This is a genomic window from Brevundimonas sp. Root1423, from assembly GCF_001426805.1.
Genome location: NZ_LMFL01000011.1, coordinates 46,679 through 54,724, shown reverse-complemented (window position 1 = coordinate 54,724; position 8,046 = coordinate 46,679). Strand labels below are relative to the sequence as shown.

At 68.4% G+C, this 8,046-nt stretch carries 8 protein-coding genes and 1 pseudogene; 5 read left to right on the top strand and 4 right to left on the bottom strand.

Annotated features, from left to right (window positions below):
• The 4 genes and pseudogenes from pth to ychF form a co-directional block, all read left to right on the top strand.
• Positions 1 to 603 (top strand): aminoacyl-tRNA hydrolase (gene pth, locus ASD25_RS07205; RefSeq protein ID WP_082572252.1); only part of this gene is annotated, 603 nt, incomplete at its 5' end.
• A 63-nt stretch (positions 604 to 666) separates the two neighbouring features.
• Entirely contained in the window at positions 667 to 1,149 is a 483-nt protein-coding gene (locus tag ASD25_RS07200; RefSeq protein ID WP_055831553.1) for a copper chaperone PCu(A)C, read from the top strand.
• 124 nt (positions 1,150 to 1,273) lie between these two features.
• Positions 1,274 to 1,380: pseudogene (locus ASD25_RS30225) on the top strand (GTPase); the annotation flags it as partial.
• A gap of 27 nt (positions 1,381 to 1,407) precedes the next feature.
• Positions 1,408 to 2,502: a redox-regulated ATPase YchF gene (gene ychF / locus ASD25_RS07195; protein WP_055831554.1), complete on the top strand. Its 1,095-nt coding sequence runs from the start codon at positions 1,408 to 1,410 to the stop codon at positions 2,500 to 2,502.
• Here ychF and ASD25_RS07190 read toward each other — a convergent pair.
• On the bottom strand, positions 2,495 to 2,977 hold the full coding sequence (locus tag ASD25_RS07190; RefSeq protein ID WP_156377007.1) for a hypothetical protein: 483 nt from the start codon (positions 2,975 to 2,977) through the stop codon (positions 2,495 to 2,497). The two genes, ychF and ASD25_RS07190, sit on opposite strands and share 8 nt — an antisense overlap.
• A 129-nt stretch (positions 2,978 to 3,106) precedes the next feature.
• Between ASD25_RS07190 and ASD25_RS07185 the strand changes: the two genes are divergently transcribed.
• A complete protein-coding gene (locus ASD25_RS07185) occupies positions 3,107 to 3,370 on the top strand; it encodes a hypothetical protein (protein ID WP_055831556.1) in 264 nt (87 codons plus the stop codon).
• A gap of 156 nt (positions 3,371 to 3,526) precedes the next feature.
• On the opposite strand, the gene ASD25_RS07180 is transcribed toward ASD25_RS07185, so the two are convergent.
• The 3 genes from ASD25_RS07180 to copD form a co-directional block, all read right to left on the bottom strand.
• On the bottom strand, positions 3,527 to 4,057 hold the full coding sequence (locus ASD25_RS07180) for a porin family protein (protein ID WP_055831557.1): 531 nt from the start codon (positions 4,055 to 4,057) through the stop codon (positions 3,527 to 3,529).
• 184 nt (positions 4,058 to 4,241) lie between these two features.
• The gene (ppdK, locus tag ASD25_RS07175; protein ID WP_055831558.1) at positions 4,242 to 6,932 is read right to left on the bottom strand and encodes a pyruvate, phosphate dikinase; all 2,691 of its coding nucleotides are present in this window, start codon (positions 6,930 to 6,932) and stop codon (positions 4,242 to 4,244) included.
• Positions 6,933 to 7,129: 197 nt separating this feature from the next.
• Complete coding sequence (gene copD, locus ASD25_RS07170; protein ID WP_055831559.1) at positions 7,130 to 8,044, bottom strand: copper homeostasis membrane protein CopD; 915 nt, start codon at positions 8,042 to 8,044, stop codon at positions 7,130 to 7,132.
• Positions 8,045 to 8,046 lie beyond the last annotated feature (2 nt).

Below are 8,046 nucleotides of genomic sequence, written 5' to 3'. Positions count from 1 at the left end.
CTGGGCAATCCGGGCCCCAAATACCAGGGCAACCGCCACAACATCGGCTTCATGGCCGCCGACGAGATCGCCTCGCGCTGGAAGTTCGGGCCCGAACGAGCCAAATTCCAGTCGGTGATCCGCGAGGGCGAGGTGGCGACGGCCAACGGCGCCGTCCGCGTCCTGCTGATGAAGCCCCAGACATACATGAACGAGAGCGGCCGCGCCGTCGGCGAGGCCGCGCGCTTCTACAAGGTCCAACCGTCCGGGGTCATCGTCTTCCACGACGAGATCGATCTGGCGCCCGGCCGCTTCCGCATGAAGACCGGCGGGGGCGCGGCGGGCCAGAACGGCGTCCGCTCGATGATCAGCCATCTGGGCGCGGATTTCCGCCGCGGGCGGATGGGCGTGGGCCACCCCGGCGAGAGCCATCTGGTCATGCCGCACGTACTCGGGGACTTTCACAAGGCCGACCGGGTCTGGCTGGACCCCATGCTGGCCGCCGTCGCGGAGGCCCTGCCCTTCGCCCTGGCCGGTGACGACGAGCGGTATCAGGCGGAGGTGATGCGTCTGGCCCCGGCGCCGAAATTCAGCCCGCGCCAGGCGGCGCGGGGCGACGACTAGACGCACCGTCTTGTCCGTCGGGGCCGGCGCGGATAGACCGCGCCGAGCCCTGAAGGAACTCCCATGAACCGCGCCCTGATCTCCGTCGCCTTGCTGACCCTGGCCGCCTGCGGTTCCGGCGAGCGCGCGCCCGAGCCCGGCGCGCCGACGGTTCAGGTCGCCGACGCCCTGTGCCGGCCCACGCCGAAGGGCCGCCAGATGACCGGCTGCTACATGACGCTGACCGCCAGCGGCCCGGACCGGCTGATCTCGGTCGAAAGCCCTGACGCCAACATCGTCCAGATCCATGAGAGCCGCATGGAGAGCAATATGATGATGATGCAGCAGCTGCGGGACGGCCTGCCCCTGGCCGCGGGTCAGGCCACGGCGCTGGAGCCCGGCGGCCATCACCTGATGCTGCTGGGCGTCAAGGAGCCCCTGGTCGCGGGCGACACCGTCGCCCTGAAGCTGATCTTCGGGAGCGCCGCCCCGGTCGAGGTCACGGCGACCGTCGGCCAGCCCTCCACGTCGGAATACGATCACGCGGCCGCGAAGAGCGGTTCCTGACGCCGAACCTGACAAACAGGACGCGACCGGCTAAAGGCTCGCGCTCACCACTTCGCTTTGCCGCCTCTCGCGGACGGGACCGCGCGTCCCCCCGCCGACGAGGCTTCAGGAACCGCCCAAGCCCATGGCTCTCAAAGTCGCGATCGTCGGCCTGCCCAACGTCGGCAAGTCCACCCTGTTCAACGCCCTGACCAAGACGGCGGCGGCCCAGGCCGCCAACTATCCGTTCTGNCCTCCCGCGCCACCTCGTCCAAGCCCATGGCTCTTAAAGTCGCGATCGTCGGCCTGCCCAACGTCGGCAAGTCCACCCTGTTCAACGCCCTGACCAAGACGGCGGCGGCCCAGGCCGCCAACTATCCGTTCTGCACCATCGAGCCGAACACCGGCGACGTGGCGGTGCCGGAGCCGCGTCTGGAAGTCCTGGCCGGGATCGCGGGCTCGAAGGAAATCATCCCGTCGCGGATCACCTTCGTCGACATCGCCGGCCTGGTGCGCGGCGCGTCCAAGGGCGAGGGCCTGGGCAACCAGTTCCTGGCCAATATCCGCGACTGCGACGCTGTGGCCTTCGTGGCCCGCTGCTTCGTCGACGACGACATCACCCATGTCGAAAACCGCATCGACCCGATCAGCGATCTGGAGATCATCGAGACCGAGTTGATGCTCGCCGACCTCGAAAGCCTCGAAAAGCGGGTCGTCAACGTCGAGAAGAAGGCCAAGGGCGGCGACAAGGAGGCCCAGACGACGCTGCGCCTGATCAACCTGGCCCTGACACCCCTGCGCGCCGGCAAGCCTGCCCGCGTGGTCAAGGTCGACAAGGAGGACGAGAAGGCGTGGCACATGCTGCAGCTGCTGACCTCCCTGCCCGCGCTCTATGTCTCCAACGTCGACGAGAACTCGGCCGACAAGGGCAATGAGCTGTCCGACCTGGTCGCGGCCCGCGCCGCCGAGGACGACGCCAAGGCGGTCGTCATCTCGGCCAAGATCGATTCCGAGCTGGCCGTGCTGGATGCCGAGGAACAGGCCGAATTCCTCGAGAGCCTGGGCCTGGCCGAGCCCGGCCTGAACCGCCTGATCCGCGAAGCCTATGCCCTGCTGGGCCTGCAATCCTATTTCACGGTGGGACCCAAGGAGGCGCGCGCCTGGACCATTCCGATCGGCGCCACCGCGCCCCAGGCCGCCGGCGTCATCCACACCGACTTCGAAAAGGGCTTCATCCGCGCCGAAACGATCGCCTTCGAGGACTTCGTGGCGCTCAAGGGCGAAGCGAGGGCGCGGGAGGCGGGCAAGCTGCGCGCGGAGGGCAAGTCCTACGTCGTCAAGGACGGCGACGTGATGAACTTCCTGTTCAACTAGGCGGCTTCACCGCCCCGGGCGTCGGGCATCGCACCAGACTGACGGCGGCGTCGTTCCGGTTCAGCCAGGTCAGGCGCATGGCGTCGCCCTGGACGGCCATGCGGACACGCTCGGCCGACGTCCGGCCCTCGGCCGCGCACGCCAGCGCGGCTTCATAGCCGTCCGACACCTGGCTGATCGACAGGATGCCGCAACTGTTTTCGTAGCCCTCGAACCGCGTCGTGCTGATCTCGATCGGCCGTTCCGCGCCGCGCGGATTGGCGCACCAGCGCCCGTTTGCGGCCCAGAGGCCGACGAAGGTCTGGGGCCCGGACCCCGGCATGATGGCGCCGACGCCCGGCGGCGGGGTCGGTGCCGGGGCCTCCGCCTCGGGGGTGTCGATGGGCGCGGCGGGATCCGTCGGCGGATTGGTTTCGGACGGGCCGCAGGCGGCCAGGACGAGGACGGCGAAGGGAGCGAGTCGGTGCAGGGGCATGGCTTCGGAACGCGGTTCGGCCTCGACGGCTCCCGATCTCGCCTCGATCACGAATTCGCGGCCACGCTTGCATCCACCGGAAGATTTTGCGACCGGTTCGCCAGTGTCGAGAACAAGGGGGCGTCCCGCATGACTCAGAACACCAATCCATGGGCCGCGCAGGTCGATCCGCTGGCGCAGGATATCGCCGCGGTGCTCAAACGAATGGGCGGCTCGGCCCACCAGCGCGACGTGGTCCAGTGCGTGGCGGCGATGAAGCGCCAGCGCGGCGAGACCGTGGCCCAGGACCTGGCCAACCGCATCGTCGAGGTGTTCGAGAAATACCGCGACCTGTTCTTCAAGCCGTTCGGCGAAGGCTCGATGCGCTGGGCGCTGCAGCCGGGCGTCGTGTAGGAGCGTCTCGCTTCAGGATTACAAAAGGCCCGCAACGGGATCGTTGCGGGCCTCCTTGTATGGGATCACCCCTGTCGCGGTTATCCCGTTTGTCGCGGATGTCTCCGCCGCGATGTCTTGCTTGTCGCGGCGGAAATGTATCGGCCCTTCCCGCGCTTAGAAGCGGCGGACGTAGCTCAGGCCGTAGGTGTCCAGTTCGCCGCCGTTGTCGTCGGTGAAGTCGCGGCGGGTCCAGTCGGCGCGGACGCCGTTGCGGCCGTCGAAGAAGTAGTTGGCGCCGGCGCCGTAGTTGACGCTCTCGCCGTCCGAGGTCGAGGTGAAGCCCGCGACGTCGGCCTTGATCGAGGTGGTGCCGTAGCCGACGCGGCCGAACAGTTCGAAATTCGGGCTGATCGGCAGGGTGCCGACGACATAGGCCGCGGCGTCGTACTCATGGGACAGGTCGCCCGTGACGCCGCCAACGGTGATCTCGTCGTCCTTGACGCCGAACGAGGCTTCACCCTCGACGCCGACGTAGCGGTTGAACTTCGCGTTCAGGCGGCCGGTGACGGCGCCCAGGTCGGCGTTGTCGCCGTCCAGCTGGGTGTAGCCGATCGAGCCGGTGACCTGCGGGTTGGAGATGGTCTGCGCCATGGCAGGCGCGGCGAGCAAAGTAAGAGCGGCAGTGGCGAGAAGAATGTTACGCATTGTTTCTTGTATCCTCTAGATGCGGCAACCGTCGGCTGCCAGCCCCATCCAGCGAGGACACAAATGGGCGACCGAAGGCGGCGTTCCAGTGGCGCTCGAATACATAACGACAACTGTGTGACGCGAGGCACAGACCGCGTTACCCCAAGCTGGACAGATTCATGGCGACGCGAACATTGCTCGCTCAGCGGTCCTTCTCGCGCTCCGTCCCGGCGCGGGCGTGCAGGGCGGCCTGGGCGGCGGCCAGTCGGGCGATCGGCACGCGGTAGGGCGAGCAGCTGACGTAGTCGAGGCCGACCTCCTCGCAGAAGGCGATCGAGGACGGATCGCCGCCGTGTTCGCCGCAGATGCCCATCTTGACGCCCGGACGCGCGGCCTTGCCGCGCTCGGCGGCGATGCGGATCAGGTCGCCGACGCCGTCCTGATCGAGGCGGACGAACGGGTCGGTCTCGAAGATGCCCTTGTCCATATAGGCCTGCAGGAATCGGCCGGAGTCGTCGCGGCTGATGCCGAAGGTGGTCTGGGTCAGGTCATTGGTGCCGAAGCTGAAGAACTCGGCGTATTCGGCCAGGTCCCCGGCGCGCAGGGCGGCGCGGGGCAGTTCGATCATGGTCCCGACGAGGTAGTCGACGCGATCCCCTGCCTCGGCGAAGACGGCCTCGGCGGTGCGGTCGGTCAGTTCGCGCAGGTATTTCATCTCCAGTCCGAGGGCGACCAGCGGGTGCATGATCTCGGGGATGGGGGCCTCGGCCGCGGTCTGCTTCACCTCCAGCGCCGCCTCGAGGATGGCGCGGACCTGCATCTCGTAGATCTCGGGATAGGCGACGCCGAGGCGGCAGCCGCGGTGGCCGAGCATGGGGTTGGTCTCGTGCAGCTCCCTGGCCCGACGCTTCAGCTTGGCGGCGTCCAACCCTTGCGTGACCGCGAGGGCGTCGATCTCGGCGTCGGTGTGGGGGATGAATTCGTGCAGGGGCGGGTCGAGCAGGCGCACCGTCACCGGCAGGCCGGCCATGATGGTGAAGAGCTCGACGAAGTCCGCCTTCTGGAACGGCGCGATCTTGGCCAGGGCCAGACGCCGGCCGGCCTCGTCGTCGGCGAGGATCATCTCGCGCACGGCGGCGATGCGGGCGTCGTCGAAGAACATGTGCTCGGTCCGGCACAGGCCGATGCCCTCGGCCCCGAAGCCGCGCGCGGTGCGGGCGTCCAGCGGGGTCTCGGCGTTGGCGCGGACTCTGAGGCGGCGGACCTTGTCGGCCCAGGCCATCAGGGTCTGGAAATCGCCGGTCAGCTCGGGCTCGATCATGGCCACGGCGCCGTCCAGCACCTCGCCCTTCGACCCGTCGATGGTGATGATCTCGCCGGCCTTGAAGACGCGGCCGCGGGCGGTGAAGGTCCCGGCCTTGTCGTCGATCGACAGCTCGTTGATGCCGCAGACGCAGGGGCGGCCCATGCCGCGCGCCACCACGGCGGCGTGGCTGGTCATGCCGCCGCGGGCAGTGACGATGCCACGCGCCGCGTGCATGCCGTGGATGTCCTCGGGCGAGGTCTCCTCGCGCACCAGGATGACGGCGTCGCCCAGCTGGTTCAGCCGCTCGGCCTCATCGGCGTCGAAGACGATCCTGCCGGTGGCCGCGCCCGGCGAGGCGGGCAGGCCGGCGGCGACCACATGACGGGCCGCGTTCGGGTCGAGCGTGGGGTGCAGAAGCTGATCCAGCGCCGACGGCTCGACGCGCGACACCGCCTCTTCCTCCGAGATCACGCCCTCGGCGGCCAGATCGACGGCGATCTTGAGCGCCGACTTGGCGGTGCGCTTGCCGTTGCGGGTCTGCAGCATCCACAGCCGGCCCTGTTCGACCGTGAACTCGATGTCCTGCATGTCGCGATAGTGAGTCTCCAGCCGGCCGACGACCTCGACGAACTGGCCGAAGACCTCGGGCATGGCCTCTTCCATCGAGGGGGCGGTCTCGCCCATCTCCTCGCGGCCCGCCCGGGTCAGGGATTGGGGCGTGCGGATGCCGGCGACGACGTCCTCGCCCTGGGCGTTGATCAGGAACTCGCCGTAGAGTTTGGCCTCGCCCGTCGAGGGATTGCGGGTGAAGGCGACGCCGGTGGCGGAGGTGTCGCCCATATTGCCGAACACCATCGACTGGACGTTGACCGCCGTGCCCCAGCTTTCGGGAATGTCGTGCATGCGGCGATAGAATTTGGCCCGGTCGTTCATCCAGCTGGCGAAGACGGCCGAGACGGCGCCCCACAGCTGGTCGTTGGGGTCCTGAGGGAAGGGTTGGCCCAGCCGGTCCTCGACCACGGCCTTGTAGTCGGCGACGACCTTCTCCCAGTCCTTCGCGGTCAGGTCGGTGTCGATGGTGACGCCCAGACGGTCCTTGTGGTCGTCCAGCACCTCCTCGAAGTCGTCGTGGCTGAGGCCTAGCACGACGCTGGAATACATGGTGATGAAGCGGCGGTAGCTGTCAAAGGCGAAGCGGCGGTCGCCGGACAGGGCGGCGAGGCCTTCCACCGTCCGGTCGTTGAGGCCGAGGTTGAGGACCGTGTCCATCATGCCCGGCATGGAGGCGCGGGCGCCCGAGCGGACCGAGACCAGCAGCGGGTTGTTCGCGTCGCCGAAGGTCTTGCCGACGACCTGCTCGACCTTCTTGAGGCCGGCGGCGACCTGGTCGGCGAGGGCGTCGGGGTAGGTCTGGCCGTTGGAATAGTAGTGGACGCAGGCCTCGGTGGTGATGGTGAAGCCGGGGGGCACGGGCAGGCCGAGCGAGGACATCTCGGCCAGGTTGGCGCCCTTGCCGCCGAGCAGGTTCTTCATCGACGCATCGCCGTCAGCGGAACCGCCGCCGAAGCCGTACACCCACTGAGTCATCGCATGGTCCCTGAGCCCTGGTCGTATCCCGCCTGACTAACGTGCTGCGCCCGCGAAGGCGAGGCCGGGGCTGTAACAAACCGTGAGCGGATGTGGCGGGTCTGGATCAGCGGGGCGGGAGTGGTGACCTGAACCCTCAGTGAGGTCTCCGGCCGAAACGCGCCGCCGCGTGCGGCCGGTCAGGCGCATTCGACGCTTCACATGGATGACGGCGGGGCGAGCGTGCCCAGGACGGCGACCACGGCGAGCAGCACGGCTCCGACCCCGGTCTCCGCGATGATGTTGAGCCGGAGCCGGCGGAGCGCCTGTCGCGGATTCTCGCCCCGCCCCAGAACCACACCCAGGGCCGGGGTCAGGCGGAAGCGGTTTGTCGCTGCAATGGCGAGCATCAGCGCGAACAGGGCGAGCTTGGCGATCAGGAGTTGGCCGTAGAGGCTGGTTCCCAGGCCCGTGACGCGCTCAGGTCCGATCATGAACCAGCTGTTCCCCAGCCCACTCAGCACCAGCAGGGCGACGGCCAGGGTCCCCCAGCCAGAGAACCCGCGCAGGGCGTGATGGATCTCCGGGTCGTCCGTGGCCGTTCGGCGCAGCAGGAGGATGGTCAAGGCCATCAAGGCGCCCAGCCACAGAGCAGCGGAGACGGCATGGATTACGGCGGCGGTCAGGTGCAGCAGCGCGCCCGGCCCCTCCGTCCCGGCGGCATGACCCGTCCAGGCGAAACTGGCGGATGCGACCACTCCAACCGTAGACAGCACTGTCCAGAGCGCCCGTCCCGGCTTGAGAACGATGATCGCGAGCAGTGCGAACGCGGCGACAACGGCCCGGGCGACCATGGCCATGCCCAAGGCCATGCCCGTGACCATAAAGGACAGCGAAGCGAGTTTGAGCCCTTCGCTCAACGACCCCGCCATGACCGCTGTCTGGGCCACGAGGGCGGCGAGCGATCCCAGGACCACGACGCTCGCCGCGACGATCAGCGTGGGGCGCGCCCAGACGAGGCTCGGCCCGTTGGAATCCCTGAAGCTGTAGAGCAGGAACAGCGGCGCGCCGAGAAGGACGACCGCGCCGCTGTATTGAAGCCAGCGAAGCGCGATGACCGCGACTTCCAGCACAG